This is a genomic window from Chitinophaga niastensis (assembly GCF_003014755.1).
GTDB lineage: Bacteria > Bacteroidota > Bacteroidia > Chitinophagales > Chitinophagaceae > Chitinophaga > Chitinophaga niastensis.
This window is the reverse complement of the sequence record NZ_PYAW01000001.1, coordinates 1,266,369-1,291,392: the sequence shown is the minus strand read 5'-3', so window position 1 is coordinate 1,291,392 and position 25,024 is coordinate 1,266,369. Positions and strand designations below refer to the sequence as shown.

Sequence of the window (25,024 nt, the reverse complement as noted above, 5' to 3'; positions counted from 1 at the left end):
GCTTTTTCGTACATTTGCCCTCCAAGATAAAAATCATTATGAGCGAAGAAAGATCCCTCAACTTTATAGAACAAATTGTTGAAGATGATATCGCCAACGGCGTAAATGACGGGCGTGTGCTTACACGTTTCCCGCCAGAACCCAATGGCTACCTGCATATTGGCCATGCCAAATCCATTGCCCTGAACTTTGGACTGGCACAGAAATATAACGGCAAAACCAACCTCCGCTTCGATGATACCAATCCTGTTACAGAAGACACAGAATATGTAGATTCTATCAAGGAAGATATCAAGTGGCTGGGCTTTGAATGGGAAAAGGAACTGTATGCATCTGATTATTTTGACCAGCTGTACGCATTTGCGGTAAAGCTGATAGAAAAAGGGCTGGCTTACGTAGAAGATGCCAGCGCTGAACAGATAGCTGCCATGAAAGGCACGCCTACCACTCCCGGCACACCTACACCAGCCAGAAGTCGCTCTGTAGCGGAAAACCTGGACCTTTTTGAGCGGATGCGCAACGGGGAATTCAAAGACGGCGAAAAAACGCTGCGTGCTAAAGTAGACCTGGCATCGCCCAACATGCACATGCGCGACCCCCTCATCTATCGTATTAAACATGCCCATCACCACCGTACCGGTGATAAATGGTGCATTTATCCGATGTATGACTTTGCCCATGGCCAAAGCGATAGTATTGAAAATATTACCCATTCTGTTTGTACGCTGGAGTTCATTCCGCATCGTCCGCTGTACGAATGGTTTATAAAAGAACTGGACATTTTCCCCAGCCGTCAGTATGAGTTTGCCCGTTTAAACCTCAATTATACGGTGATGAGTAAACGAAAACTGAAACAGCTGGTGGAAGAAGGTCATGTAAATGGCTGGGATGATCCGCGCATGCCTACCATCAGTGGTTTGCGCCGCCGTGGCTATACGCCCGCCAGCATCCGCATGCTGTGCGAACGCGTTGGTGTACAGAAACGCGACAACATGATTGAACTGAGCCTGCTGGAATTCTGTATCCGTGAGGAACTGAACAAAACAGCCAATCGTGTGATGGCCGTGTTGGATCCGGTAAAACTGGTCATCACCAACTATCCGGAAGGACAGGTGGAAGAAATGACCGCAGATAATAATCCGGAAGATGAAAGTGCCGGTACCCGTACCCTGCCTTTCAGCAATACCCTCTACATTGAGCGTGAAGACTTCATGGAAAATCCACCAAAAAAGTTCTTCCGGCTGGGCCCCGGTCTGGTTGTGCGTTTGAAGAATGCCTACATCATTAAAGGCGAAAGCTTCGACAAAGATGCAGCTGGTAACATCACTACCATCTACGCTACCTATATGCCTGAAAGCAAAAGTGGTGGCGACCATAGCGGCCTGACCGTGAAAGGCACCATCCACTGGGTGAGCGCTGCACATGCTGCCACCGCAGAAGTACGCATATACGACCGCTTGTTTACCTCTGAAAACCCCAATGCGGAAGATGGAGATTTCAAATCCTTTATCAACCCTGATTCCTTACAGGTAATCAAGGAGGCATATGTAGAACCAGGATTACTCCAGGCCAAGCCAGGTGAGCGCTTCCAGTTCATGCGCAAAGGATATTTTTCAGTAGATCCGGATAGTACACCTGAGAAAGTGGTGTTTAACAGAACCGTGACGCTGAAAGATGCGTGGGCAAAGGAAAGTGCAAAAGGGAAATAGGGCTATTATATTTATATGATTAGTATGATTATCCTGATGTGCGGAGATTGATACGAAAATTAATAAACGGATTATAATAATAAAGGCTAAACGACTCATCATCGTTTAGCCTTTATCATTATATAACTACTAACAATTACTATTTAAATGCTTCTAATCCTTTGGCAATCCTGTTGCGGGTTTCAGCGATACCCAACGTTACAGCAATGTCAAATACAGGAGGACCAAACTTACCGCCGGTAAGCATAATACGGAAAGGCAACTGTACATCACCCATCTTCATATTCTTTTCAGTAACCAGGGCTTTGAAGCTAGCTTCCAGTTCTGCCGCAGGAGCAGCAGCGAGGGTTTCCAGCTGTGCAGACCAGGTAGTAAAGAACGCTTCTTTATCTGCATTCCACTTTGGTTTTACAGCTGCTTCATCATAGGAAGAAGGACTTTGGAAAAAGAAAAATCCATGGTCCCATATCTCATTTATAAAATGACAACGTTCTTTCACCAGACCAGCTACTGTAGCTACATAATCAGGAGCAGCAGTAACACCCTTCTCGTCTAATACAGGCTGGAAGAGGGTTGCCAGGCTTTCGTTGTCTTTATGATGAATGTATTGGTGGTTAAACCATTTTGCTTTTTCGTAATCGAATTTAGCACCTGCTTTATGTACGCGGTCGATAGAAAATTTCTGAATGAGCTCTTCCATAGAGAAGATTTCCTGTTCAGTACCATCATTCCATCCCAGCATCACGAGCATGTTAATGAACGCCTCCGGCAAAAAGCCCAGTTCACGGAATCCTTTGGTCACCTCTTTGGTGGCGGGATCTGTCCAGTTCATAGCGTATACGGGGAAGCCTAAACGATCACCGTCACGTTTGCTGAGCTTACCGTTGCCATCAGGTTTCAGGATCAGCGGTAAATGCGCCCATTGCGGCATATCCGCTTCCCAGCCAAGGTATTTCCAGAGCAGAAGATGTACCGGCGCGGAAGGCAGCCATTCTTCTCCACGGAAAGCGTGTGTGATTTTCATCTGATAATCATCTGCTACCACCGCAAGGTGATAAGTAGGCATACCATCTGCTTTCAACAAAACTTTATCATCTACCTGAGCTGTATGAAAAGTTACCTCACCACGAACCAGGTCCGTAAAAGAAACTTCTTCATTAGCAGGCATATTAATACGGATCACATGTGGTGTGTTTTTCACCAGCAGTTCCTGCACTTCCGCATCGGAGAGGGTGAGGGAGTTGCGCATTTTTTCCCTTACTACATGGTTATATTGCGGAGCAGGGTTCTCCGGACTTTTCAGTCGTTCCCGCATGCTTTCCAGCTCTTCGGGGGTATCAAATGCGTAATAGGCGTGGCCTGATTTCACCAGCTGTTCTGCATACTGACGATAGGAGTCTTTACGCTCGCTCTGACGATAAGGAGCAAAAGGACCACCCACTGCCGGACTTTCATCAGGATTTAATCCACACCAGCGTAAACATTCACTGATGTACTCTTCCGCACCGGGTACATAGCGGGTCTGGTCAGTATCTTCAATACGCAGCACAAAATCGCCTTTATGCTGTTTTGCAAACAAATAGTTAAACAATACAGTGCGTACACCTCCAAGATGTAGGCCACCAGTAGGGCTGGGCGCAAAACGCACTCTTACTTTTTTGTGATCCATAGGTGGCAAAGATAAGCAATTAGCTATTAGTGACTCGCTTTTAGCCAACACATCAATCGCCGGGATTAAAATATTTTAATACACTATATGACTATCACACATTGATTATATTGCAGCCCATGAGCTAATCGCTAAAAGCTAAAAGCCAATATGTTCTATCTTACTAAAACTCCTGGTATATTAAAGGCCTTATACAAAAGCTGCATCTGGAATCTATCAGCAGCCAGCAATACAGTATATCTCACTTTCGATGATGGCCCTCATCCACAGGCCACTCCATTTGTGCTGGAACAACTGGCAAAGTATAATGCCAAAGCCACCTTTTTTTGTATAGGTAAAAATGTAGTGGAGTATCCTGCAATTTATCAGCAGATACTGGAGGCTGGCCATGCTACCGGCAATCATACCCACAATCATCTGAATGGCTGGGAAACCAATACAGATAAGTATCTTGAGAATATACTGGAGGCCAGGAAATATGTTACATCTTCCTTATTCAGACCTCCCTATGGCAGGATCACCCCTTTTCAGATCAGGCAGATAAAGAAAAAGATTCCGGGAGCTAAAATTATTATGTGGGATATACTAAGCGGCGACTTTGATCCCAATATTAACGGGGAAGCCTGTGTGCAGAATGTAGTATTTAAAATACAACCTGGTTCTATCATCGTTTTCCACGACAGTACCAAGGCCTGGGAGCGGTTATCTTATGCGTTGCCCCGTGTGCTGGAATATTGTAAGAAACAAAAGTATGAGATAGCGGCATTGCCACAATGAAAATTGTCTTACTCAGGATTAAACTGATTATGCTGATTACCCTGATTTTATTTTTTTGATTAAGAAAAGATTAGCGAAGATAGAAGCGAATATATCCGCCCCGATCTTCGCTAATCTTTTTTAAATCTTTTCTTAATCAAAAAAATAAAATCAGGGTAATCAGCATAATCAGTTTAATCCTGAATAAGACAATTACAGTTTAATTTCTTTCACTTTATCGCCTATTTTAATGGTTGCAATGGAATCACATTTTCCATCACCATAGTCAATTACACCAGATATATTGTTGAAGTCGATTTTAAGTTGTCCCTGAACGATATGTCCACAGCTCCATCTTTTTATGAGGGATGTCAGTGTAGTAAAAGTAATGACAGTACCTGCAGGAGCTCCTTTCTCGTAAGTGAGGGTAGCAGTACCATCTACGCTGAAACCGGCATTGGACGGGATATCCGGGGTAGCGCCACCTTCAATTTGTTTGAATGTTCTTTTGCTGACATAATCAACGATCAGTGAATCAGAGAAAGATACCCTTCCTCCGGTTACCTCACTGCTGAATTGTATACCATCTGTAGTATTGTAGCTGAGGATCCTGATTGTAACTGTACCTTCTACAGGGATGCCATCTACTTTATAATTACTCAGACTTACCGTAAAAGTGGAACCTGCCTTGCGCAGGGGACCATCCAGGGTAATATTCCAAACGCCGCTGCGATAGGTGCCAAAAGCATCTGCGCAAGACGGGCCAAAATCTACTTTCAGGTGTTTAGGCCATGTATTGCTGGTAATATCTAATTCTGCTGACGGGCACGAGGGATTAGCGGCCATATCCTTAGAGCTGGAGCCCTGACGCGCCACCCCTTGTGAAACAGCTACAGTCGACACCGTTTGAAACAGGTCGCTATAGATGCCACTCACCTTAACTTCATGCGCAGCAGCTGTAAAGGTGGTGTTATCACTTTCGTTGTTGGGGGCAGTATCTGTGGTTACTTGTTTTTTGCAGGCAAAGAAGAGAGTGGCAACTACCACGCTTCCAATTGTCCATGCCAGCACACGGTTTGTACTGAAATAGCTTTTCATAGTTTAGGTTTTTTAGCAATTAGGTTCTTCGGGCTTTACCTTTGTAAAGATAAAGATATCGTTTAAATATTAAAGAAATTACAAATTTAATAAATTTATTATTATGCTTTGGATAGATACCCACGCCCACTTGTATTCTGAAGAATTTGAAGCAGACCGGGAAGAGATGGTGGCACGGGCACTGGCAGCGGGTGTAGATAAACTGTTTTTACCTAATATCGATGAAACCTCTATTGACAGCATGTTACAGCTGGAATTACAGCATCCGGAGCATGTTTATGCCATGATGGGCATCCATCCCTGTTATGTAAAGGAAGATGTAGACGTGCAGCTGGACCTGGTTAAGGCATGGCTGCAACAGCGCCCATTCAAGGCAATCGGGGAGATAGGGCTGGATTTTTACTGGGATAAGACCTTCCTCACACAGCAGTACCTGGCATTCCAGGAACAATTGTTACTGGCAAGAGAATACCAGCTACCTGTAGCTATCCACAGCCGGGAGTCCACACGGGAATGCATCAACGAAGTAAAAGGCTTACAGGACGGCCGTTTAACCGGTGTATTTCACTGTTTTTCGGGCACCCTGGAAGAAGCTAAGGAAATCATTGATCTGGGCTTTTACCTGGGTATAGGCGGCGTGGTAACATTTAAGAAATCCGGCCTCGATAAACTCCTCGAAGAAATTGACATGGCTCATATCGTACTGGAAACAGATGCGCCCTACCTGGCACCGGTTCCTTACCGTGGTAAACGCAATGAAAGTGCATACCTCCCGCTGGCGGGAGAAAAGGTAGCAGATATAAAAAATCTAAAAATAGAAGACGTAGCCGCTATTACAAGCAGTAATGCGCTGAAATTATTTAAAATGCTCTAACTGTTTAGTGGATACCTTTGCAGGCAATGGCTACTAGCACAATGAGTAAGATATTGATTATTTATACGGGCGGTACTGTTGGTATGATCTACGATGATAAAACCAAAGCACTGCGCCCGATAGGCTTTAACGAGATAAGGAATAATTTACCGGAACTGTACCGGATGGGTATCGATTTTTATGTGTATGCATTTAATCCGCCTATTGATTCTTCTGATATGCAACCGGAAATCTGGGTAGAACTGGCCAGTATTATCGAAGACCGGTACGATCGTTATGATGGCTTTGTAATATTGCATGGTTCAGATACCATGGCTTTCACGGCTTCTGCACTGAGCTTTATGCTGGAGAACTTATCCAAACCTGTGATCTTAACAGGCTCTCAGTTGCCCATTGGTAAAATACGTACAGATGCCAAGGAAAACATTATTACCGCTATGGAAATAGCCTGCACCCGGCAAAATAACGGCACGGCTTCCATGGTTCCGGAAGTATGTATCTATTTTGATTTCTCACTATTCAGGGGTAATCGCTCCAAAAAATATAATGCGGAAAAATTTGAGGCGTTTTACACCATGAACTATCCCCAGCTGGCCGAAGCCGGTATTGATATTAAATTCAAAAACCAGTTCATCTTACCACCACCTGCACAACCCCTGAAGGTGCATAAAGAACTGGAAACAAATATCACCGTATTAAAACTATTTCCCGGCATTACACGCAAAGCGGTAGAAGCCACACTGAGTGTATCCGGCTTGAAAGGTGTGATCATGGAGACTTTTGGTAGTGGCAACACCAATACACAACCCTGGTTTATTGAGAGCATCAAAAAGGTAATCGATAACGGTGCACTGGTAGTAGATATTACGCAATGTGATGGTGGTTCTGTGGAACTGGGTAAATATGAAACCAGTCAGCACCTGGTAGAAATAGGCGTGGTAAGCGGCCATGACATGACCTTTGAAGCAGCTGTAACAAAACTGATGTTTGTACTGGGACAGGGATTATCTCCGGAGGAAACCAGGAAACAAATTGAAATGCCACTGCGGGGCGAATTAACACCTATTGAAGTGTATTAGTAGTAGTATATATTTATGCATTAGCGGGAAGTGCTCTAAACGGTGCTTCCCGCTTTTTTTTAATTCAAAATATTTACGGTAAATTTAATTCGTCGTGAGGACCCTATAAATCCTTTTATCTACTCCTAAATCTTTCTATTCATCACAAAAATCTATTCGCTATGACGGTTTCGTTATCACAGAAATGTATTGCAGAATTCTTTGGCACCTTCGTATTGGTATTAATGGGTTGTGGCAGCGCAGTATTAGCTGGTACACATGTAGGCTTTCTGGGTATTGCCTTTGCTTTTGGATTATCGGTACTCGCTATGGTTTACGCAGTAGGCCATATTTCAGGATGCCATATCAATCCGGCAATTACTATTTCTATGCTGTCTACCGGCAAAATTTCAGGTAAGGATGCTGGCGCGTACATTGTGGCGCAGATAGCGGGTGCTATTGCGGCATCTGCGGTCCTCTATTTTATTGCGCAGGGCAAAGCTGATTACAGTCTTGCCGCAAATGGTCTTGGTGCAAATGGTGTAGGAGATCCCGGCTCCCCGGATCATTACTCCCTCATCAGTGGATTAGTAGCCGAAATAGTGTTTACTGCTATCTTCCTGGTAGTGGTACATGGCAGCACCAGCAAAAACAATAAAAACGGGGCGTTTGCAGGCGTAGCCATTGGCTTGGCGCTTACTTTAATTCACATTGTAGGGATACCCGTAACAGGTGTATCTGTGAACCCGGCAAGGAGTATTGGCCCCGCTTTATTTGTAGGTGGTCCGGCTATCGCCAACCTCTGGGTATTTATTGTAGGACCCGTTATTGGTGGCCTTTTAGGTGGTGGTATATGGAAGCTCTATGATAAGAATTAAAATTTTCTTTGAAATTTGAAGTAAAGGATTATCTTTGCAACCCTGAATTGGAAAATCAACTCTTCCTTTTTTATTCAGAAGATAATCACGGAGAAGTGCGGGAGTGGTTGAACCGGCACGCCTGGAAAGTGTGTAAGCTTGAAAGGGCTTCAAGGGTTCGAATCCCTTCTTCTCCGCAGCTTTAAAGGGATGGACGCAAGTCTGTCCCTTTTTTGTTGGTGTAATTCCCTGAATTATCCACGTTGTTATAGCTGACAAATTGGTCTTCCTTCTTGATATTTATGATAAACCTGAGCAAGCAAATATTTCCGATAAGGAATTATCTGAACTCCTTAAACAAATCCGACTATTTTAAATTAATTTCTCTGAGATATATTAATAATTTTGTTCTCTACAGCATAATAATAGTTGTCTGCATTCCTCTATAAATTACGGATCGCCGTTTCTGCCCGGAGATTTCCGCCAATGTTTGAGAGTGGATTTAATATTCCAAAAATATAAATTATTATAGCAGTCAAAAAACAACGGGCTGTTTTGTTGATGATGTTTTGCATGGTATTTTATTCTGGTCTTTTGTTCTTCCTATATTCGGTAGGGCTATAACCACTATGCTTTTTAAACTGCGTACTTAAATGGCTCTCATCTGTAAATCCTAATTCGTCTGCTATCTCACCAATCCTATTATCACTAAAAATAAGTCGTTGTTCTACACTTTTCATCTTATATAATTTGATATAATCCTGCAAACTTTCTCCTGTTATTTTTTTGAAATATTCACCCACATAGTTGGCAGAAAGATTAAATTTTGTCGCCAAATATTTTACTTTTAATTCTTCTTTTTTGTAAATGTTTTGTCTTATGTGTAGTACAATTTTATTGATGAGTGGTTCCTTGTGTTGATTACCTGCAGTGACATGGTTGATGACATTTCTAGATAACAGGTTAAGAATGACTGTAATTAAATGCTGCAAATTGTCTTCAAAATAAGCTTGTTTATGATCAAATTCACTACCAAGACTATCAATTAAATTGGTTATCATTTTGCCATCGTTTTTATTCCTAATCATTACAGGCTGAAAGCGATTGTGCTGATAAAAAATTTGCTCCAATTGATTTAACCATAGGGTAATTCTTTCCCTCATTGAAATACTTTTATAGTCGGTAAGAAAAACTTCGGAAAACCTAATGGAGCAGAATTTGGTAGCTTTAATACTCTTAAACCCTCTACAGTCTAAAGGTGTAAACAAAAATATATCACCTTTTTGATAAGAGAAGTTATTTTCATTTACTACACGTATCCCTTCGCCTTCTAATATTTGTACGATTTCAAAAAAGTGATAAATTAAAGCACGTTCTTCCCACTCTTCAATATCAGAAATGTACAATTCAAATGGCTGGTGTAATTGCTTTTCTTTCATAAACCCGTAAAAGTACAAAGAAAACCTTTCTTTTTAAATGTGTATAAATTTCGTCTACTATAATTTTGTATTCAATAATCAAAAAATATTTCAGGATGATTTTTAAGAAAGGATTAAGAAAGTTTGTTTTGGGTTCGTGTCTGCTTACAAGCGTCAACCTACTCTACGCTCAAAATGTATCAAAGAAAAAAATTACACACATGGAAACATCAGTATCAAATAATCTATCAAAAGAAAATATGCAATTTTTTATAACAGGTGATGGCTGCCGCATAGCTTACCAAATAGATGGCGACAATGATAAGCCCGTATTGGTACTTTCCAACTCTATTGCAACTAACTTTCACATGTGGGATGCACAAATAACCACACTTGGTAAGCACTTTAGAATAATTCGATTTGACACCCGGGGCAGTGGAGCCTCTGATCACCCTTTAGGTGACTATTCCATTGACAGAATGGGGCTTGATGTAATCGAATTACTTGACTATTTAAATATAGCCAAAGTACATTTTTGCGGTCTTTCAATGGGCGGTTTTATCGGACAATGGTTGGGTATTCATACCCCTGAAAGGATTGATAAGCTAATCCTGGTAAATACATCATCCCATCTCGGGCCATTGAGTCAATTTAACAATAATATAAAATCTTTAAGAGAGAATCCGGATATGAATGGATTCGCTGATATGTTTATAAAAAACTGGTTCCCTAAAAAAATGATAGAAGAAAAAGATAGTATTGTGTCTGTTTTTCGTGATATGGTACTCAATACAAACCCTCAAGGTTTAGCCGGGTCATTTGCGGCTGTCCGTGATGCCGATATGCGTAAAACAATTTCATTGATACCTAATAACACGCTTATTATTGCGGGAAAGCACGATTTGGTGACAAAACCCGAAGACAGTCAAAGGATGGCTGCCACAATACCTGATTCAAAATTAATAATTTTACCTTCAGTGCACATGTCGAATGTGGAATATCAGAACGATTTTGAAAAGTCGCTCCTTGCGTTTCTTTTAGTCAGGTAATTATCTTTAATTAAGAACTAAAATGAAATTTCCGGCAAAAGAACAGCTCAAAAACAGGAGCTGTTCTTTTGTTTTAAAGATATTCTCCTACGCCTTCCGTGAATAGCACAAAATATCGGCTATATCTTCACCCTCCTCAGCTATCACTTTCAAATCTTTATCTATTTTAAAATCATTTTTCTCCAAAAGTTTTATAGATTTATCATTACCTGCAAAAGGAAAAGCTGTGATCACTTTCAAACGCATTTCCTCTACACCATAACTGATCACCTTTGCTATAACCTCCTGCATCACTCCTTTTCCCTGAAAGTCAGGATGTAGTTCATACCCAATTTCTGCAAGGTCATCTTCAATTGAAATATTCCAATAACAAATAGTACCCATCAGTTGATTATCATCCTTTGAAGTGATGACCCAGTACAACGATTCGTTGCGGGTTATTGCGTCAATTATTTTTTTTATAAACTGCCGGGCCTCTTCGATAGTGGTTGTTGCTGGTCTGTGAAGAAATTTATTTACGCGTTCATCAGAGCGCAATGCAGCAATTTCATTATCATCTGTTAGTGCAAGTGCCCTTAAAATAAAACGTGCTGTTGTTAATGCAGGAAATGGAGTGAAATTAAGTGCAAGCATATCGTGATGTTTAGTACAGATGATAAAAGGAGGCTTTCTCTTTGAGATGCGATCACGAATTGTGATAACACAGTTTTGTGTGATGGCCTAAGTTCAGTTAGCTCATAGAAATGAAAATTACTGAAAAAAGATGATTATACACGAGAATTTAAATACTTAAACAAAAAAGAGATAGACAATAGTCTATCCCTTTTTTGTTGCACCAGATCATGCTTACATGGGACATGAATTGTCACCCTGGCATTACGGCCAGTAAACAGGGTGCTGCGTAAATAATATAGAAGGAACTTATATAGGCCAGGGGTTCTGATAAACCGAATTATTCAGCTTCATTTCCCGGGTAGACAAGGTTAACTCAATTTGCAGTGGATTCGCATTGGAAGCATTAAACAGCTCCGTATACTCTACGCAATAAGCATCTGTAAACCTCAGCTCTTTGAGCCGCGACATGGAATCACGTCGAAAAAAGGTGATACTCCCATTCTTGGTTTGTGTGTTGGAAATCATCCAGTCGAACAGGCTGGTTTCTCCGGCTGATTCTATCAGCAAATTAATAGTGCCTCCTTTGGGTCGGGCAGCAGGCTTGCCGTTATGGTCCGTGTTTTGGGAAAATGAAAACCTACATTCCAGGATATTCATCTCTTCTCCGTCAATGGTGAATACAGCTTTAAAGGACATAATTGGTTTGGTTAACAGATCTGTTGCAAAGCAAACAGTCAGGCAAAAAATATGGTATACACAATGAAAATACACATTTCTCCTAATATGCGTATAAAATTTCCGGTTATTTTTTCATGATTACTGTCCTTGATTACTTATGCACGCAACATCAGGCTGCTGCCAGGTAAGTATCTTCAGATGAGGTCAAATGCCTGCGCAAAACTAGTTAAGTCGTAGCTGGACTGCGCACCAATCTTGGCTTTAATATTACGCCGGTGAGTAACCGCTGTTTTTTCAGAGATGTGTACTTTATCCGCAATATCGCCGGCACTGAAACCCAGCGCCATCAGTCGCAAAATTTCCTTCTCTCTTTTAGTAAGCGAAGCAAAAACATGCTGATTCCGGCGCAGAAAATTATTCTCTTCCAGCAACCGGTTTACCTTACTGGTAACATGGTGCAGCGAATCAACAGGAATCACGCAGGTGATAACATGTGTAGGCTTACCCGCGGCATCCCTGATAAATACACGGGTAGAACCCAGATGCCACACCCAGTCGCGGGTAGATGCTAACCGTACCTGTTGAAAAAAAGTAACCACAATATTAGCAGTAGCCGGCGCATCCAGCATAGCAATGATTTTAGGCAGATAATCTGCCACATCATGTGGATTAAAGAAAGTTTCATAATACCCCGAACCCATAGCCCGCAGGGCCTCCAGTGTAATACCCAGTTGCCTGCATCCTTGCGGAGACATATATTCCACATAATCACCCAATACGTTCATCACAATCACAACTGCCGGCAACTCCTGGTCTATGGCTTGCAAAGCCTTTAACTTTTCTTCCAGACAGGCTTTATCATTACTTAATACAGCATGCTCAATCATGGACCTGAAATAAATAGTATATAGGAAATATCCTGGATTTTGGTTGATTTTTGTGCTCTTTGTAAGGCAAATGTATACAAAAATAATAAAGGGTCCCATTCACGAAGAAGAGACCCTTTTTTGGGGATAGAAAATACGGTGATTGATAAATCAGGTGGATGACTGTATATCGTAAATGAAGTAAATTCAGATGGCGCTGGCACAAAGGTAAACTAAAGCCAGACGTGATAAAATACCTATTTGTGAGTATTTTTGAAAACTTCCCCCATCTTTGCAATATGAAAACCATTCCTGAAAATCTGCTGACAAGCATCTCCAAGGTAGCGCCCCTCAGCGGGGATCCGCTGGAATTATTCATCAATGCTGCGCAAAAACAAATAGTAAAGAAAGGTGACTATCTGCTACAGGAAGGTAATCGCTGCAATCATATCTGGTTTGTTGAAACCGGTTCCTGTAGGGGGGTCCACGACAATGGCAATAAAGAAATAAATACAGATTTTTACTTCGAAAATACTTTTATTACCAACCTGAAAAGCCTGCGCGGTAATGAACCGTCGGCTTATAATATACAGGCAATGGAAACTAGTATTTTAAGAAGATGGCATAAAGATGAATTACTCGCCTTATACGGACAATCACCGGATATCGCTGCATTTGGCCGGCTATGGCTGGAACAGCTACTGATAGCGCAGGAAGCACATATGCACTGGCTCAAAAAATATACCCCGGAAGAAAGATATCAGTCTGTTTTATCCGACTCTCCCGAATTAATCCAACGTGTAACCCTTACACAACTCAGCTCTTACCTGGGCGTATCCAGGGAAACACTCAGCCGCATTCGCCGCCGCATCCAATAGTCAGTTTATGTGACGTTTGACACAAAAGCCCTTCATCAGGGCAAGTACCTTTGCTGTACAAAACAAACGATCATGACTATTCAGGAACAAAAAGATTTAATTAATACATTTATAACAGAAGTATGGAACCAGGGAAATACGACCCGCCTGGATCACTTCCTGCATCCCCACTTTACCGACCATTCACTGCCGGCACAGTTACCCGCCAATGCTACCGGGTTACAACAATGGGTAGCTATGACACATACCTCCTTTAAACCTGAAACCATTATTGAAGAACACCTGGCAGAAGAGGGTAAAAACATTATAAAGATAGTGATGCGCATGAAACACACCGGCCTGTGGCGAGGTATTACTGCCACCGGACTAACGGTAACAACTAAAGGTTATCGCAGCTTCCGCTTTCAGGATGGCCGCATCATTGAGCATTGGGCACTGATAGATGGAAATGCGCTGGAACAGGGACTCAAAGGAATTGCACACGATTGCAAAATTGCGGAATAGTTTCACGCAAAGGCACAAAGTAGCAAAGATTACTTTTAAATCTTCTTTGCGTCTTTGCTACTTTGTGCCTTTAAGTGAAATCTTCACAACTCATTTCCTGATTCCGTTTTATTACAAACCGCGTTATAATGAAAAGTAAATTGCTGAGGGAAATCACCCCGCTCACACAAAGTGATTGCTTCACACTCTTTTCCAGAGAAAAAAAGGAATTTGATTTTCCATTGCATTATCATGATGAATTTGAGTTGAATTTTATTCAGCATGCGAAAGGGGCCAAGCGCATTATTGGTGATCATATAGAAGATATAGAGGAACCGGAATTGGTGCTGGTAGGTCCCAACCTGCAACACGGCTGGTTTACCAACAAACATGGCGGAGGAACTATCAAAGAAATTACAATTCAGTTTCACCGGGATTTATTTGATGAGAAGTTTTTGCAACGCAATCAAATGAACTTCATCAAAACATACTGTGAATGAGATTGCCTATAAATGTGGGTTCAATAATATCTCCAACTTCAATCGTATCTTCAAAAAGAAAAAAGATTGCACGCCTAAAGAGTTCAGGCTGGCATATACTTCGTCCGGAACAAGAACTTTTATCTGATAAAAAAATTATATATATCAACTTTTTTACTGATAAAATAACAACGTCAAAAAGGTTGTCATAAAATCGTACCTTTGCCGCATGCAAATATCAACTATTTCCTGCCCGGGGACATATTTTACAAATACTCATGTGGGGCTGGATTATAACGGAACAGTGTGCTTTGGAGGTACTGCAGTTAAACTTTCACATCTATACATGCCACGGTTAGTTGGAACTCTCCGGGTCCCTATGTAAACGCAAAAAATGATTTAGCATTGATTCCCGGTAGTCTGCCGGATCAGGGATAGGCGCTTGTCTCCATTCCTTTGAGGTACCACGGTAAGGAAATCTACTCTTACCTAAAGACTACAAACAAAATCATCTGCCTAAAAAGGTTCACAATTCATGCAAACATCCACTTTAGTAAAGTCGAATTATTATATGAGTGACGCAGCTTTTGACTGGCTGTATCCGGAAAGGATACAACAATTGTCAAGACGGCACTGGACACCTCTCAGCATTGCCAAAGCAGCTGCCCGGTTCCTTGCTAATCAGCCCGGTAAAAAGATCCTGGATATTGGTAGTGGTGTTGGCAAATTTTGCCTCGTAGGTGCCCGCTTTTACCCGGAATCGTCTTTTTACGGTATTGAGCAGCGAAAAGAATTATATCATGATGCGCTGGCTGCCAAAGAAGCAACACGATTAGAGAACGTAAATTTCATAAACGGGAACTTCACCCAATTAGATCTGAGCGAATACGACGGTTTTTACTTTTACAATTCCTTCTTTGAAAACCTGGTTGATCAGGATCAAATAGATCATAAAGTAGAATATTCAACTAGTTTATACAATTTCTATTCACGTTATTTATTTAAGGAACTGCAGCGTAAACCAAGTGGAACAAGACTGGTAACCTTTCACAGCCTGGAAGATGAAGTACCGCCGTGTTATCAGATGGTAGATATGTCCGAGGACCTGGTATTAAAAATGTGGATCAGAAGATAGGGAGCATTCAGAAAAATATTATTACCATGGCAACAGCCGATTATGTATTGCAGATGATGGCAGCGTTTAATGCTGCTAAGGATTACACGCAGGTAGACAATATTATAGCAGCTGCAGAAAAGGATAATAATATCCTGTTTAAAGGCTGTCTTATTCAATTGCAGGAGAAAATAGAAGCGCTATCTCCGCTGGATTGCAACAGTTCTCAATGGAGTATTTACCGCTACGCACTGATGTGTTTGCGCAGATCATCAATGATGCATACTGTTTAAAGCAATGCTCAATTTCATTATACCTGGCAGGGAAGTGAAAAAATTCCTGCCGGGTAATTAATGCCTCACGCACTAATCGCCAACTTCTTCTCAATAGCACCTACCAATGCTTCCGGCGAAAATTCTTTTTGAAACCAACTATCAGTAAATTCATACGTGATCTCCAGGGAGGGCGTAACCAGGTATACTGCCGGCACCGGCACATCTTCATTAATACCAGAAACACGGCCCCAAACAGGGTCTGATTCCAGGTAAATACCAGCCTTTTTTGCGATACGATTTTGTGCATCATACACTACGTCAAATGGCAACGGATCCGGGTTAACAACAGTAAACTGTTTTTTCCCTTCACTGGACAACACCAGCAAACGTGCGCCTGCAGCTTCAATAGCAGCATAACTGTTTTTCAGTTGCTCCAGCAATATATCCCCATAACCATTCCAGTTATAAGAATAAAAAGCCACCACCAACGGCTGCGATGTTAACCGGTGCAACGAAGTGCCCAGTTTCACATTATTCAACAAAGCCGCACCATTAATAATATGTTCTTCATCTATAAAAAACTCAGGGAAAAAACTGCCTGCTTTTATCGGATTTATACGCTCCCTGTTCCTGACCGGGCTCGGGAAATTTTCAGGAATTGGTGAAGACAGGTAGTCCGCGTATCTGTATAATGTAGACATAAATATTCTTTTTTAATGGCTGGTAAAACGGCCCCGATTATAGGTTTAGTGAATCTCTATTTGCTTATGCATAACAAATATAGGGAGAATATTTTAATTACCCTACTAATTTTGTAGACTATATATTTTTATTAAAAGTAAACGGTTGATTTTTAAAGAGATAATATTCCGGCATTTTTTATTTACCTTGAAATAAGGACTATCCGCAGACGCAAAATATACTCAAGTATGCTGTTGAAACATAAGCTATCACTCAGGCAGATTTTCTATTTCACCTGGAAGGTAGATTTGATGCTATTACTTTGTTGCACCATCGTATATTTCCTCGATAAATACTGGCTTTCTATGCACATCTCCATACCTGTGGCAGTATCTGCTGTTTTAGGTACGGCCATTGCGTTTTTTATAGGCTTCAATAACAACCAGGCATATGACCGCTGGTGGGAAGCCCGGATCATCTGGGGTGGACTGGTAAACGACTCCCGCTCCTGGGCACGCAGCCTGCTCCACTACAATACGCCTAATGGCAATCCGGAAAGCAAAGCCATCGCCAGACACATGATTTACCGGCACCTCGCTTTTATATATGCCCTCAAATCCGCACTGAGAAAGCGGCCGGAGGATGACTATTATACCCGGTTCCTAACACGGGAAGAAATAGAAGAAGTGCAAAAACAAAGTAATATCCCCAACGCCCTCCTTAATCTGCAATCCCTTGATTTGCAGGCACTCAGCAATGCAGGCACCATAGACGGGTTCCGGTTCATTGAGCTGAACCAGCTGCTGGTAAAGCATTGCGACGGTATGGGCAAATCGGAAAGAATAAAAAACACCATGTTTCCACCCAGCTACGTATACTTCACCCGGCTCTTTATCTGGTTTTATGTAGTTATGAACACACTCATGATGACGGAATCCATTGGCGCCTGGGCCATTCTCTTTGGCTGGATGTTTGGCTTTGTATTCCATGTAACCCATCTCAATGGCATCACCCTCATGAATCCTTTTGAATATACTCCGCTGGCCACGCCGCTGGACAGCATCTCCCGTACCATCGAGATCAATATCATAGAGTTACTGGGTGACGAGCCTGTGCCTTTACCGGTAAAACCAAAAGCAGATGGGCTTTATATCATGTAGGAGGCAATTTTTTACTATTTTTACGGAATGACGTATGACCAATTATGTAATCTATATGCCCAGTCGGTAACACTCAAGATACTACGGGCACGTAGCGCGCCAATGATGCTGTCATTTTTTCATTACACATTCAAGGAAAAAAATCAAACCACCATTTCCAATGTGGAACTGGTAACCCGTTTGTCTGACTACCTTGGCCAAACCGGCTATCAGACCACGGATGACGAAATAGACGCTACCAACCTGCTGGAACACGATGATGTGAAAGCCAGACAATACATTGATCAATGGAGCAACAAAGGCTTCCTGCGTAAATATCCGGACGATGACGGCCTCGATATTCATGAGCTGAGCAGCGACATGGAAAAAGTGATGCACTGGGTATCCACGCTGCAGAAACGTGAGTTTGTAGGCACAGAGAGCCGCTTCAAAGACATCTTCTCCAAACTGAAAGAGCTGATTGACCAGAGTAATAAAGACCCTGAACAAAGGATACAGGAACTGGAGAAAAAGAAATATGAAATAGAGCAGGAAATAAAAGCCATCACCATCACCGGTAAAGTACAGGTGTTTGATGATACGCAGATAAAGGAAAGATTTTACGACGTTAACCGCATGTCGCGCGAACTCCTGAGCGATTTTAAAGAAGTAGAACAAAACTTTGAACAGATCACCCAGGAAATTTATCGCAAACAAAGCGAACGCGATATCGCCAAAGGTGCACTGCTGGCTTATACACTGGATTCCTTTGAAGCCCTGCGCCAAAAAGATCAGGGTAAAAGCTTCTATTCCTTCTGGCAATTCCTGATGGATGAAAACAAGCAGGAAGAAATGCGCGAACTGATAGATAAGCTATACTCCTTGCTGGAAGACCGTAACATCGAATACAAAAACGATCGTTTCCTCAAAAAGCTCAAACAATTCCTGCATGCCTCCGGCAAAAAAGTAATTGATGCCAATAAAAAGCTCAGCGATAAACTCAGCCGCGTACTCAGTGAAAATAATCTCACTGACCACAGAAAGGCCATGGAGCTCATCAACGACATCCGGCAACTGGCATTCCAGTCACTCGATCATCAACCCGGTGAAGAATTTTTTATAGAGATAGAAAGTGATCCGGAAATAGATCTGCTGGACCGCTGGGAGATGGCCGAGGAAAAGAAACCCAACGTACAGGTGGAATTCCCTGAAGGCATGGGTGGGACCGACTTTGGCGACACGGACTTCAATGTATTATTTAACCATTTTAATATAGATCGCACCCTGCTGCTAGACCGCATCTCTACCCAACTGCAAAACAAAAAGCAGGTCAGTCTGAAAGAACTGGTGGAAATTTATGGCGCCGAAAAAGGGCTCACAGAATTGATCACTTATTTCTCCATCGCCAGCCAGTCGTCCAACCACATTATCCTGGAAACACCGGACCCGGTAATGCTGGGCAGCCGCACCATTAACATGCCCATGGTGCTGTTTACAAATTCACAAAACTAAAAGTATGTCCGAGAAAAATATATCTCCCTTTGCACACGTGTTTATGAAACTCATGCAGGGACCCGTATATGAAGAAGATAAATCGTACTGGAAAGACCTGCTGGGATGGCAAACAGAACTAAGCAAATACCTGCAACAGGTAGGCTTACAACTGGTTGTCAGCGAAGCAGACGGATTTGCACGCATTGTACAACCGGATGCCGGCGAAGCTGCAGAAAAACCGCTGCCACGCCTCATGCGCAAAACCCGCCTCACATACGAAGCCACCCTGCTGTGCATTGTACTGCGGGAAGCCCTCGATGAATTTGATATCAAAGGCAATGGCACCCGGCTTTTCCTGACGCAAAAAGAAATCAAGGAAAGACTGGCCCTCTTCTTCAAAGAACGCCATAACAAATCCAAACTGCTCAAAGATCTCAACAAACCTATCAATAGCCTGCTCAACATAGGCGTTTTGAAAACTACCCGGGAAGACGCTGCTAACAAGGAACTGCATCAATACGAGGTAAAAAGGATCATCAAAGCACTGGTCAACAACGAAAAACTGGAAGAAATTAAATCAAAATTAAAACTGCATGTCAACCCTGTTCAATAGTGATTCAAAAGAAAGTGGATTCCGGTTGCAGTATTTCGAAGTATACAACTGGGGCACCTTTCATAATAAAATATATCGCGTAAATACCAACGGCAATACCTCCCTGCTCACCGGCGCTAACGGTAGCGGCAAAACGACGTTGATAGATGCGCTCTTAACCCTGCTGGTACCGGCAGGCAAACGTTTCTATAACCAATCATCCGGAACTGAACAACGCCGCGACAGGGGCGAGGAATCCTACTTCTGGGGCTACTACGGAAAAACATTCTCCGAAGAATCACAGCAATCAAAAACAGATCAGCTGCGCCACAAGGAAAATAATCCTTATTCTGTATTGCTGGCCTACTTCTACAACGCGGCCACCATGCACCAGATCACACTGGCACAGGTAAGGTGGTATTCCGGTGAAATGAAACGTCAATACATCGTATCTCCTCACAAACTGAATATCAACGATCATTTTGGTAACGGTAAATTTGATGTGAAAGGCGACTGGAAAAAGAAGCTGCGCGCAGAGTTCCCGAAAACAGAGATCACGGACAGCTTCAAAGAGTACGCAGCCTTATTCAGCAATATATTCGGACTGAGAAGTGAAAAAGCATTATCGCTCTTTAACCAAACCGTAGGTATAAAAGTATTAGGTGACCTGAACACATTTATCCGTGGGCAGATGCTGGAAGAATCCGAAAGCGAAAACGAATTTCTGAAGCTGCGGGAAAACTACGACAGCTTACTCACCAGTCACCGCGCTATTCAAAAAGATGAAACACAGCTGAAAATGCTGGACCCCATTATTGAAAATCGCGTTGCATGGCAACAGGTGCAGGAAAAAAATCGCGAACTGCAATCGCTGCAGGACATCTTACCAACTTATTTTAATAAACAGGAAAAAGAAATCCTGGAAAAAGAGTTGCAGATACTGCAACAGGAGCTGGAAGTAACTACCAGCACCCTCACTTCAGTAAACGATCACCTGAAATCACTGCACCTGCGCAAAGAAGAACTGATTGCGCAAAAAGCCAACAACAGTGTAGATGAACAGTTGCGTTCCATCGAAAAAACCATTCATTACGAGCAAAAGTCGCTGGAAGCGAAACGTAATAAAATGGAAGAGTACAACAAACTCGCGGAACGCCTGCAATTAGCGACCACACCGGATGAGCAGCAGTTTCATGAAAATATTGCACAGGCCGAAAAACAACTCGGTGGCCTCGACAAACAAATAGAATCTTTACAGGAAGAAATTTTTCATCATAAAAGTAGTCTGGCTGCTGAAAGAGCCGTGGCTACCAAACTGGAAGATGAAATTGATTCCTTCTTAAACCGTAAAAATAACATCCCGTATGAACTCATACGTATCCGGCAACAGCTGGCGGATATGCTGGATGTTGCAGAAGATGACCTGCCTTTTGCCGGTGAACTGATCAAAGTAAAAGACAAGGAAAGCCACTGGGAAAGCGCCATAGAAAAGGTATTACACAACTTCGCATTGCGCTTGCTGGTGCCGGAAGGATATATCACCAGTATCAATCGCTACATCAATGAAAACAACCTGCAAACCAGGTTGGTATATCATAAAATAGAAGAACAATCTTATACCATGCTCCGCATGCCTACGGAGCAGGATAGTTTATTACAGAAGATAGATATCAAGCCAGGCACGGAATTCAAGGAATGGCTGCAACAACAGCTGTTAGATCAGTTTGATTATGTTTGTACAGATGATATGAACGTATTTAACCGGGCCCGCAAAGCGGTCACGGCAAACGGACTAACGCGACAGGCTACACGCCATGAAAAAGATGACCGTCCTAACCGCTCCCAGAAAAATAATTATGTACTGGGATGGAATAATAAAAATAAACTCCGGGGCTTAAAAGAAGAACAGGACGAGTGCAACAGCAACATTGAAACGCTGCAGCATAGCATCTCTCAGCTGGAAACTGCCCGCAAGGGTATTGCCGGCACACATGCTTTACTCACTGCTTTCGGATCGCTGCGCAACTTCACAGAAATCAGCTGGCAGGCACATGCGGAGGTGATTGAAACTTTCGCCAGAGAAAAAAACCAGCTGCTGCAAACCAGCGATAAATACCAGGTGATCTGCGAACAGCTGGACCAAACCGCTGCACTGATTGCCACCAGAGAACAGGAAAAAGAAAAAATACTACAGGGAAAAGGCCGCCTGGATGATAAGGCAGGTGAAAAGCAACGTTACGTGAAGCAGCTCAAAGTAAATAAGCTGGACGATAATGCACTGCACCGTGCCATGGAATACTTATCAGATCTGGCTATTACAGAAACCGCTGAAACAGCTATGCAACTGGCAGCTCATCGCAAAAAAGCAGATGAGAGCCTGAAAACTGCGCTGAATGAGGCCACGCGGCAGTCCACTGAAAAAGAATCTGAAATCACCCGGCAGCTGGCGGCATTTGTAATGCCTCCTAAATCTATTCACGACACCTTTCCTGACTGGCTCGGCGATGTTACTGACCTACAGCCGCATGTGAAGTACTTAGATGAATTTACTGCCCTGTATGAGCGTATCAAATTCCAGCGCCTGATAGAACATAAAGAGCGCTTCCGCAAATATATGGACACCAGCATGCTCAACGCTATTACCAACTACCGGGCATGGATATACGGACAGGAAGATGTGATCCGCGAAGTAATGGAAGACCTGAATGAACCATTACGCAACATCACCTTCAACAAAAATCCGGATACCTACCTGCAGCTGGAATGCCGCCATGTACGTGATGTAGAGATCAGGAATTTTAAAGAGAAGCTGAGCGGCGCCGTACCGGACTCCTACAAATACCACATGGAAAAAGATGAGGCTTACGGTGATCAGCTGTTCGAGAATATAAAAATCCTCATCACGGAATTACAGCAAAACGAAACGTGGCGCCGTAAAGTAACGGATGTACGCAACTGGCTGGACTTCGGCGCAAAAGAATATTACGTGGCTGATAATAAGGCTTTCAAATATTATGAAGATACTGCCAGTCTTTCTGGTGGCGAAAAAGCACAGTTTACCTACACTATTTTAGGTGCGGCTATTGCTTACCAGTTTGGCATCAACGAAGCCAACAGGCAACACCGCAGTCTGCGCTTTATCACAGTGGATGAGGCTTTCAGCAAACTGGATCCTGAAAAGAGCCACTACCTGATGGAGTATTGCGGTCAGCTGAATTTACAGTTACTCGTAGTAACGCCGCTGGATAAACTGAATATTGCAGAGCCATACATACATGCCTGTCACTTTGTAGCAAATAAAAACAAGCGCGATTCTGTGGTGTATAACTTCACCATGGAGGAGTATCGCGATAAAAAGAAAGAGTTTGAGGCAATGGCTGCAGTTGTCTGAACTGTGATTTTTATGATTAGTATGATTATCCTGATGAGCGAAGATCTCAGGGGATATTGTCTGAACCAGGATTTTTAGGATTCAATGGATTACCCTGATGGGTGCCGAAGATCAAAGCGGAGACATTCGCGTATATCTTCCAAATAAACAATATAACACCCATCAGGGTAATCCATTGAATCCTAAAAATCCTGGTTCAGACAATATCCCCTGAGATCTTCGCTCATCAGGATAATCATACTAATCATAAAAATCACAGTTCAGACATCACCAATTCATTCTCGCATACGCTTTCCATCCCCATCTGTTTCCGGCCCCACTGGCTGAGCAGCATAATAAACGGCAGTAACTCCTTACCTGTTTCGGTTAATTGATATTCCACTCTGGGCGGCACTTCCAGGTATACCTTACGGCTTACCAGCTCATCTTCTTCCATTTCCCGCAGCACCTGGGTGAGCATTTTAGCTGTTATACCGGTAAGGGACCTACGTAGTTCACCATATCTTTTTATACCTCCACTGAGGTGATAGATAACACGACCTTTATGTTTACCTCCAATACGCTGAAAAGCATAATCTACTGCACAAATGGTATCGGTATGAATATTTTTTTCAGATTTCTTCATTTTTTTAACATTGATTATCAGCGTTAGTACCCATTTGGTATCTACATTCCCAAATGGTGCATACTTGTCTGCTATGAAGTTAGTACCCAATTTTGTAGCAGAAAAAAAATTTTATTGATATGAAAGCAATACAACAAATAGCATTTGGACTGGAAAGTTTAAAACTCGTGGAGTTACCTACTCCCACACCAGCCCCACATGAAGTGCTGGTAAAAATAGAAGCGGTATCCCTCAACTACCTGGACGTAGCATTAGCCACCGGCACCTATAGCAAAGAACTACCGTTACCCCGCATTCCCACATCCGATGGCGCAGGCGTGGTAGCAGCGGTAGGAGAAAACGTTACTAAATGGAAAGTCGGCGACCGCGTGATGTTGCATTATAACCAACTGTGGCAACACGGACTGCCCAGCCGGCAAACCGATCACGTTAGAATTGGTGTAAGCACACCTGGTCTGTTATCAGAATATACAGTGGTGCCGGAATATGCGCTGGTACGCACACCATCTAATTTAACCAGTACAGAAGCGGCCACGCTGCCTGTAGCCGGCGTAACTGCATGGACGGGACTTGTAAGCTATGCGGGTATCAAACCAGGGCAAACCGTGCTTACACAAGGTACTGGCGGTGTTTCTCTTTTTTCCTTGCAGATAGCACTGGCAGCGGGAGCAAAAGTTATTGCCACCAGCAGCAGTCCGGATAAATTAAAAAAATTACAAGCGCTGGGAGCTCATGAAGTCGTTGATTATAAAAAATATCCGGAATGGCATACAGAAGTAAAACGTTTATCCGGTGGAGAAGGCGCACATGCAACCATTGATGTAGCAGGTGCTGCAACTATCAGCAATTCCGTCAAATCTATGCGTTACAATGGTTTTGTAGGGCTCGTAGGATTTATGACCGGTGCTCAGCTGCCTGTAGATCTATTTGCGGCAGTAGGAAGTTATGTAAGGCTGCAGGCTTATTCTGTAGGCAGTTTGGAAAGCTTTGAGCATTTAGCCGCCGCCATAGAAATTAATAATATTCATCCGGTAATAGATAGTGTATTCTCTATCAACGATGCGCAGGAAGCATTCAGATACATGGGAGGAAGCACTAACCAGTTTGGGAAAATAGTAATTGAGCTAAAGTAAAGCCCCGTATACATATAAACGTCCTGCACTACGGCAGGACGTTATATCAAGTAAACCATTACACTAAAATTATTGTTTCAAGATAGTGAAAAC

General features: G+C 42.6%; 25 protein-coding genes and 1 tRNA gene. 18 read left to right on the top strand and 8 right to left on the bottom strand.

All coding sequences use genetic code 11. The features are described from left to right. Positions 1–38: 38 nt before the first annotated feature. Positions 39–1,709, top strand: a complete 1,671-nt coding sequence (locus tag CLV51_RS05445) for a glutamine--tRNA ligase/YqeY domain fusion protein (protein WP_146151226.1) — start codon at positions 39–41, stop codon at positions 1,707–1,709. Positions 1,710–1,848: 139 nt separating this feature from the next. Here CLV51_RS05445 and gltX read toward each other — a convergent pair whose 3' ends face one another. Next, the gene (gltX, locus tag CLV51_RS05440; RefSeq protein WP_106526975.1) at positions 1,849–3,378 is read right to left on the bottom strand and encodes a glutamate--tRNA ligase; all 1,530 of its coding nucleotides are present in this window, start codon (positions 3,376–3,378) and stop codon (positions 1,849–1,851) included. A gap of 150 nt (positions 3,379–3,528) precedes the next feature. On the opposite strand from gltX, the gene CLV51_RS05435 reads away from it, so the two are divergent. Then, the gene (locus CLV51_RS05435) at positions 3,529–4,155 is read left to right on the top strand and encodes a polysaccharide deacetylase family protein (RefSeq protein WP_106526974.1); all 627 of its coding nucleotides are present in this window, start codon (positions 3,529–3,531) and stop codon (positions 4,153–4,155) included. Between the two features lie 192 nt (positions 4,156–4,347). Here CLV51_RS05435 and CLV51_RS05430 read toward each other — a convergent pair whose 3' ends face one another. Further along, positions 4,348–5,232, bottom strand: a complete 885-nt coding sequence (locus CLV51_RS05430; protein ID WP_106526973.1) for a hypothetical protein — start codon at positions 5,230–5,232, stop codon at positions 4,348–4,350. Between the two features lie 103 nt (positions 5,233–5,335). Between CLV51_RS05430 and CLV51_RS05425 the strand changes: the two genes are divergently transcribed. From CLV51_RS05425 to CLV51_RS05410, 4 genes are all read left to right on the top strand, one after another. Next, entirely contained in the window at positions 5,336–6,106 is a 771-nt protein-coding gene (locus CLV51_RS05425; protein WP_106526972.1) for a TatD family hydrolase, read from the top strand. Between the two features lie 41 nt (positions 6,107–6,147). Continuing rightward, positions 6,148–7,185: an asparaginase gene (locus CLV51_RS05420; protein ID WP_106527588.1), complete on the top strand. Its 1,038-nt coding sequence runs from the start codon at positions 6,148–6,150 to the stop codon at positions 7,183–7,185. A gap of 161 nt (positions 7,186–7,346) precedes the next feature. Next, positions 7,347–8,042 (top strand): aquaporin Z, encoded by a 696-nt coding sequence (gene aqpZ, locus CLV51_RS05415; RefSeq protein WP_106526971.1) that lies wholly within the window; start codon positions 7,347–7,349, stop codon positions 8,040–8,042. Between the two features lie 89 nt (positions 8,043–8,131). Further along, positions 8,132–8,218 (top strand) — tRNA-Ser (locus CLV51_RS05410). Between the two features lie 384 nt (positions 8,219–8,602). Here the strand turns inward: CLV51_RS05410 and CLV51_RS05405 are convergent. Continuing rightward, positions 8,603–9,460 carry an AraC family transcriptional regulator gene (locus CLV51_RS05405; RefSeq protein ID WP_106526970.1) on the bottom strand — a complete coding sequence of 286 codons (858 nt, stop codon included), beginning with the start codon at positions 9,458–9,460 and terminating at the stop codon, positions 8,603–8,605. Between the two features lie 200 nt (positions 9,461–9,660). Between CLV51_RS05405 and CLV51_RS05400 the strand changes: the two genes are divergently transcribed. Beyond that, the gene (locus CLV51_RS05400) at positions 9,661–10,488 is read left to right on the top strand and encodes an alpha/beta fold hydrolase (protein WP_106527587.1); all 828 of its coding nucleotides are present in this window, start codon (positions 9,661–9,663) and stop codon (positions 10,486–10,488) included. Between the two features lie 87 nt (positions 10,489–10,575). Here the strand turns inward: CLV51_RS05400 and CLV51_RS05395 are convergent, their stop codons facing one another. The 3 genes from CLV51_RS05395 to CLV51_RS05385 form a co-directional block, all read right to left on the bottom strand. Beyond that, positions 10,576–11,121 carry a GNAT family N-acetyltransferase gene (locus tag CLV51_RS05395; protein ID WP_106526969.1) on the bottom strand — a complete coding sequence of 182 codons (546 nt, stop codon included), beginning with the start codon at positions 11,119–11,121 and terminating at the stop codon, positions 10,576–10,578. A 288-nt stretch (positions 11,122–11,409) separates the two neighbouring features. Further along, a complete protein-coding gene (gene tssD / locus CLV51_RS05390; RefSeq protein WP_106526968.1) occupies positions 11,410–11,799 on the bottom strand; it encodes a type VI secretion system tube protein TssD in 390 nt (129 codons plus the stop codon). A gap of 176 nt (positions 11,800–11,975) precedes the next feature. Beyond that, positions 11,976–12,668 (bottom strand): helix-turn-helix transcriptional regulator, encoded by a 693-nt coding sequence (locus CLV51_RS05385; protein ID WP_245898622.1) that lies wholly within the window; start codon positions 12,666–12,668, stop codon positions 11,976–11,978. A 278-nt stretch (positions 12,669–12,946) separates the two neighbouring features. Between CLV51_RS05385 and CLV51_RS05380 the strand changes: the two genes are divergently transcribed. The 6 genes from CLV51_RS05380 (at position 12,947) to CLV51_RS05360 (ending at position 15,894) form a co-directional block, all read left to right on the top strand. Further along, a complete protein-coding gene (locus CLV51_RS05380; protein ID WP_106526967.1) occupies positions 12,947–13,525 on the top strand; it encodes a Crp/Fnr family transcriptional regulator in 579 nt (192 codons plus the stop codon). Positions 13,526–13,597: 72 nt separating this feature from the next. Beyond that, the gene (locus tag CLV51_RS05375) at positions 13,598–14,029 is read left to right on the top strand and encodes an ester cyclase (RefSeq protein ID WP_106526966.1); all 432 of its coding nucleotides are present in this window, start codon (positions 13,598–13,600) and stop codon (positions 14,027–14,029) included. Positions 14,030–14,157: 128 nt separating this feature from the next. Continuing rightward, positions 14,158–14,508, top strand: coding sequence for a cupin domain-containing protein (locus tag CLV51_RS05370; protein WP_211301939.1), 351 nt, complete (start codon positions 14,158–14,160; stop codon positions 14,506–14,508). Next, positions 14,501–14,635, top strand: coding sequence for a helix-turn-helix domain-containing protein (locus CLV51_RS29890; protein WP_211301938.1), 135 nt, complete (start codon positions 14,501–14,503; stop codon positions 14,633–14,635). Before CLV51_RS05370 ends, CLV51_RS29890 begins: the two co-directional genes overlap by 8 nt. A gap of 387 nt (positions 14,636–15,022) precedes the next feature. Next, the gene (locus tag CLV51_RS05365) at positions 15,023–15,622 is read left to right on the top strand and encodes a methyltransferase domain-containing protein (protein WP_106526965.1); all 600 of its coding nucleotides are present in this window, start codon (positions 15,023–15,025) and stop codon (positions 15,620–15,622) included. Between the two features lie 26 nt (positions 15,623–15,648). After that, positions 15,649–15,894: a hypothetical protein gene (locus CLV51_RS05360; RefSeq protein ID WP_146151225.1), complete on the top strand. Its 246-nt coding sequence runs from the start codon at positions 15,649–15,651 to the stop codon at positions 15,892–15,894. A 65-nt stretch (positions 15,895–15,959) separates the two neighbouring features. Here the strand turns inward: CLV51_RS05360 and CLV51_RS05355 are convergent, their stop codons facing one another. Continuing rightward, positions 15,960–16,577, bottom strand: a complete 618-nt coding sequence (locus CLV51_RS05355; RefSeq protein ID WP_106526963.1) for a redoxin domain-containing protein — start codon at positions 16,575–16,577, stop codon at positions 15,960–15,962. Positions 16,578–16,805: 228 nt separating this feature from the next. On the opposite strand from CLV51_RS05355, the gene CLV51_RS05350 reads away from it, so the two are divergent. Genes CLV51_RS05350 through CLV51_RS05335 form a run of 4 tightly spaced genes read left to right on the top strand, consistent with a single transcriptional unit; the run spans position 16,806 to position 23,173 of the window. Next, positions 16,806–17,717 (top strand): bestrophin family protein, encoded by a 912-nt coding sequence (locus tag CLV51_RS05350; protein WP_106526962.1) that lies wholly within the window; start codon positions 16,806–16,808, stop codon positions 17,715–17,717. Between the two features lie 27 nt (positions 17,718–17,744). Next, entirely contained in the window at positions 17,745–19,208 is a 1,464-nt protein-coding gene (locus CLV51_RS05345) for a DUF3375 domain-containing protein (RefSeq protein WP_106526961.1), read from the top strand. A gap of 4 nt (positions 19,209–19,212) precedes the next feature. Continuing rightward, positions 19,213–19,803: a DUF4194 domain-containing protein gene (locus CLV51_RS05340; protein WP_106526960.1), complete on the top strand. Its 591-nt coding sequence runs from the start codon at positions 19,213–19,215 to the stop codon at positions 19,801–19,803. Next, positions 19,784–23,173 carry an ATP-binding protein gene (locus CLV51_RS05335; RefSeq protein ID WP_106526959.1) on the top strand — a complete coding sequence of 1,130 codons (3,390 nt, stop codon included), beginning with the start codon at positions 19,784–19,786 and terminating at the stop codon, positions 23,171–23,173. The genes CLV51_RS05340 and CLV51_RS05335 overlap by 20 nt, the downstream gene beginning before the upstream one ends. Positions 23,174–23,426: 253 nt before the next feature. Here CLV51_RS05335 and CLV51_RS05330 read toward each other — a convergent pair whose 3' ends face one another. Then, entirely contained in the window at positions 23,427–23,798 is a 372-nt protein-coding gene (locus CLV51_RS05330; RefSeq protein ID WP_106527585.1) for a winged helix-turn-helix transcriptional regulator, read from the bottom strand. Positions 23,799–23,917: 119 nt separating this feature from the next. On the opposite strand from CLV51_RS05330, the gene CLV51_RS05325 reads away from it, so the two are divergent. Continuing rightward, positions 23,918–24,931, top strand: a complete 1,014-nt coding sequence (locus CLV51_RS05325; protein ID WP_106526958.1) for a zinc-dependent alcohol dehydrogenase family protein — start codon at positions 23,918–23,920, stop codon at positions 24,929–24,931. The last annotated feature ends 93 nt before the right edge of the window (positions 24,932–25,024 follow it).

Excerpts from the sequence above, each read along its gene's own strand:
- CLV51_RS05445 (WP_146151226.1), top strand. The coding sequence starts at position 39 with ATGAGCGAAGAAAGATCCCTCAACTTTATAGAACAAATTGTTGAAGAT.
- gltX (WP_106526975.1), bottom strand. The coding sequence starts at position 3,378 with ATGGATCACAAAAAAGTAAGAGTGCGTTTTGCGCCCAGCCCTACTGGT.
- CLV51_RS05435 (WP_106526974.1), top strand. The coding sequence starts at position 3,529 with ATGTTCTATCTTACTAAAACTCCTGGTATATTAAAGGCCTTATACAAA.
- CLV51_RS05430 (WP_106526973.1), bottom strand. The coding sequence starts at position 5,232 with ATGAAAAGCTATTTCAGTACAAACCGTGTGCTGGCATGGACAATTGGA.
- CLV51_RS05425 (WP_106526972.1), top strand. The coding sequence starts at position 5,336 with ATGCTTTGGATAGATACCCACGCCCACTTGTATTCTGAAGAATTTGAA.
- CLV51_RS05420 (WP_106527588.1), top strand. The coding sequence starts at position 6,148 with ATGAGTAAGATATTGATTATTTATACGGGCGGTACTGTTGGTATGATC.
- aqpZ (WP_106526971.1), top strand. The coding sequence starts at position 7,347 with ATGACGGTTTCGTTATCACAGAAATGTATTGCAGAATTCTTTGGCACC.
- CLV51_RS05405 (WP_106526970.1), bottom strand. The coding sequence starts at position 9,460 with ATGAAAGAAAAGCAATTACACCAGCCATTTGAATTGTACATTTCTGAT.
- CLV51_RS05400 (WP_106527587.1), top strand. The coding sequence starts at position 9,661 with ATGGAAACATCAGTATCAAATAATCTATCAAAAGAAAATATGCAATTT.
- CLV51_RS05395 (WP_106526969.1), bottom strand. The coding sequence starts at position 11,121 with ATGCTTGCACTTAATTTCACTCCATTTCCTGCATTAACAACAGCACGT.
- tssD (WP_106526968.1), bottom strand. The coding sequence starts at position 11,799 with ATGTCCTTTAAAGCTGTATTCACCATTGACGGAGAAGAGATGAATATC.
- CLV51_RS05385 (WP_245898622.1), bottom strand. The coding sequence starts at position 12,668 with ATGATTGAGCATGCTGTATTAAGTAATGATAAAGCCTGTCTGGAAGAA.
- CLV51_RS05380 (WP_106526967.1), top strand. The coding sequence starts at position 12,947 with ATGAAAACCATTCCTGAAAATCTGCTGACAAGCATCTCCAAGGTAGCG.
- CLV51_RS05375 (WP_106526966.1), top strand. The coding sequence starts at position 13,598 with ATGACTATTCAGGAACAAAAAGATTTAATTAATACATTTATAACAGAA.
- CLV51_RS05370 (WP_211301939.1), top strand. The coding sequence starts at position 14,158 with ATGAAAAGTAAATTGCTGAGGGAAATCACCCCGCTCACACAAAGTGAT.
- CLV51_RS05365 (WP_106526965.1), top strand. The coding sequence starts at position 15,023 with ATGCAAACATCCACTTTAGTAAAGTCGAATTATTATATGAGTGACGCA.
- CLV51_RS05360 (WP_146151225.1), top strand. The coding sequence starts at position 15,649 with ATGGCAACAGCCGATTATGTATTGCAGATGATGGCAGCGTTTAATGCT.
- CLV51_RS05355 (WP_106526963.1), bottom strand. The coding sequence starts at position 16,577 with ATGTCTACATTATACAGATACGCGGACTACCTGTCTTCACCAATTCCT.
- CLV51_RS05350 (WP_106526962.1), top strand. The coding sequence starts at position 16,806 with ATGCTGTTGAAACATAAGCTATCACTCAGGCAGATTTTCTATTTCACC.
- CLV51_RS05345 (WP_106526961.1), top strand. The coding sequence starts at position 17,745 with ATGACGTATGACCAATTATGTAATCTATATGCCCAGTCGGTAACACTC.
- CLV51_RS05340 (WP_106526960.1), top strand. The coding sequence starts at position 19,213 with ATGTCCGAGAAAAATATATCTCCCTTTGCACACGTGTTTATGAAACTC.
- CLV51_RS05335 (WP_106526959.1), top strand. The coding sequence starts at position 19,784 with ATGTCAACCCTGTTCAATAGTGATTCAAAAGAAAGTGGATTCCGGTTG.
- CLV51_RS05330 (WP_106527585.1), bottom strand. The coding sequence starts at position 23,798 with ATGAAGAAATCTGAAAAAAATATTCATACCGATACCATTTGTGCAGTA.
- CLV51_RS05325 (WP_106526958.1), top strand. The coding sequence starts at position 23,918 with ATGAAAGCAATACAACAAATAGCATTTGGACTGGAAAGTTTAAAACTC.